General features: G+C 66.7%; 1 protein-coding gene. It reads right to left on the reverse strand.

Features of this window, described 5'->3' with window-relative positions:
• Positions 1-2,401: DNA gyrase subunit A (gene gyrA / locus ACGFNH_RS32660; RefSeq protein ID WP_393660006.1), on the reverse strand; the 2,401-nt coding region annotated here is incomplete at both ends.

Here is a 2,401-nt window from a genome sequence, read left to right on the forward strand (position 1 = left end):
GCATCGCGCTTGCCCAGGTTGATCAGTTGGACACCCATGGTGTCACGGCCGGTCTCCCTGACCTCGTTGACCCGCGTACGGATCACGCCACCGCTCAGCGTGATGGCCAGGATCTCGTCGTGCTCCTCGACCACCAGAGCACCGACCAGCGAGCCCCGGTCCTCCACGATCTTGGCGGCCTTGATACCGAGGCCACCGCGGCCCTGGACGCGGTACTCATCGACATTCGTCCGCTTTGCGTATCCGCCGTCGGTGGCGGTGAACACGAACGTACCGGGCCGGACGACATTCATCGAGAGGAGTTCGTCCCCCTCGCGGAAACTCATGCCCTTCACACCCGAGGTCGCCCGCCCCATCGGTCGCAACGCCTCGTCCGACGCCGTGAACCTGATGGACTGCGCCTTCCTGCTGATGAGCAGCAGGTCGTCGTCCGACGACACCAGTTCCGCACCGATCAGCTCGTCCTCGCGCCCGTCCTCCATCTCCCGGAGGTTGATGGCGATGACGCCGCCGGAGCGCGGGGAGTCGTAGTCCTTGAGCGATGTCTTCTTCACCAGGCCCGACTTGGTGGCCAGCACCAGGTAGGGGACCGCCTCGTAATCGCGGATGGCCAGGATCTCGGCGATCTGCTCATCCGGCTGGAAGGCCAGCAGGTTGGCCACGTGCTGGCCGCGGGCATCCCGCCCCGCGTCGGGGAGTTCGTACGCCTTGGCCCGGTAGACCCGGCCCTTGTTCGTGAAGAACAGCAGCCAGTGGTGGGTGGTCGACACGAAGAAGTGGTCGACGATGTCGTCCTGCTTGAGCTTCGTGCCGCGCACGCCCTTACCGCCGCGCTTCTGCGAGCGGTAGTCCTCGGTCTTGGTGCGCTTCACATAGCCGCCGCGCGTGATCGTGACGACGATGTCCTCTTCGGCGATCAGGTCCTCGATGGACATGTCGCCCTCGAAGGGCACCAGCTTACTGCGCCGGTCGTCACCGAACTTCTCGACGATCGCCGCCAGCTCCGAGCTGACGATGCCGCGCTGACGCTCGGGCGAGGCGAGGATCGCGTTGTACTCGTTGATCTTCGTCTGCAGCTCGTCGTGCTCCTGCACGATCTTCTGGCGCTCCAGGGCGGCCAGCCGGCGAAGCTGCATCTCGAGGATCGCATTCGCCTGGATCTCGTCGATCTCCAGCAGCTCCATCAGGCCGCCGCGCGCCACATCGACCGTGTCACTGCGCCGGATCAGCGCGATGACCTCGTCGATGGCGTCCAGTGCCTTGAGCAGACCGCGCAGGATGTGGGCCCGCTCCTCGGCCTTCCGCAGGCGGAACTTGGTGCGGCGGACGATGACCTCGATCTGGTGCGTCACCCAGTGGCGGATGAACGCGTCGAGCGACAGCGTGCGCGGCACACCGTCCACCAGCGCGAGCATGTTCGCGCCGAAGTTGGTCTGCAGATCCGTGTGCTTGTAGAGGTTGTTGAGGACGACCTTGGCGACGGCGTCCCGCTTCAGCACGACGACCAGGCGCTGGCCAGTACGGGAGGACGTCTCGTCACGGACGTCCGCGATCCCGCCGACCCTGCCGTCCTTCACCAGGTCGGCGATCTTCTGCGCCAGGTTGTCGGGGTTGACCTGGTACGGGAGCTCGGTGACGACCAGGCACTGCCGGCCCTGGATCTCCTCGACCTCCACCACAGCGCGCATGGTGATCGAGCCGCGGCCGGTGCGGTACGCCTCCTCGATCCCCTTGCGGCCCACCACCAGGGCACCGGTCGGGAAGTCCGGGCCCTTGATCCGCTCGACCAGCGCCTCGAGCAGCTCCTCGTGCGTGGCGTTGGGGTGCTCCAGCGCCCACTGCGCGCCGGCCGCCACCTCCCGCAGGTTGTGCGGAGGGATGTTGGTGGCCATACCGACCGCGATACCGGCGGAGCCGTTGATCAGCAGGTTCGGGAAGCGGGCCGGCAGGACGGTCGGCTCCTGGTTCCGGCCGTCGTAGTTGTCCTGGAAGTCGACGGTCTCCTCGTCGATGTCCCGGAGCATCTCCATGGACAGCGGAGCCATCTTGCACTCGGTGTACCGCATCGCGGCTGCCGGGTCGTTGCCCGGGGAGCCGAAGTTGCCGTTGGAGTCGACCAACGGCATCCGCATGGACCACGACTGGGCCAGGCGCACCAAGGCGTCGTAGATGGAGGAGTCACCGTGCGGGTGGTAGGTACCCATGACGTCGCCGACGACGCGGGCGCACTTGTAGAAGCCGCGGTCGGGGCGGTAGCCGCCGTCGTACATCGCGTACAGCACACGGCGGTGCACCGGCTTGAGGCCGTCACGGACGTCGGGCAGCGCACGCGAGACGATGACCGACATCGCGTAGTCGAGATAGCTGCGCTGCATCTCCGTCTCGAGCCCCACGGGCTCGA

Source organism: Streptomyces sp. NPDC048639, from assembly GCF_043199075.1.
Lineage (GTDB): Bacteria > Actinomycetota > Actinomycetes > Streptomycetales > Streptomycetaceae > Streptomyces.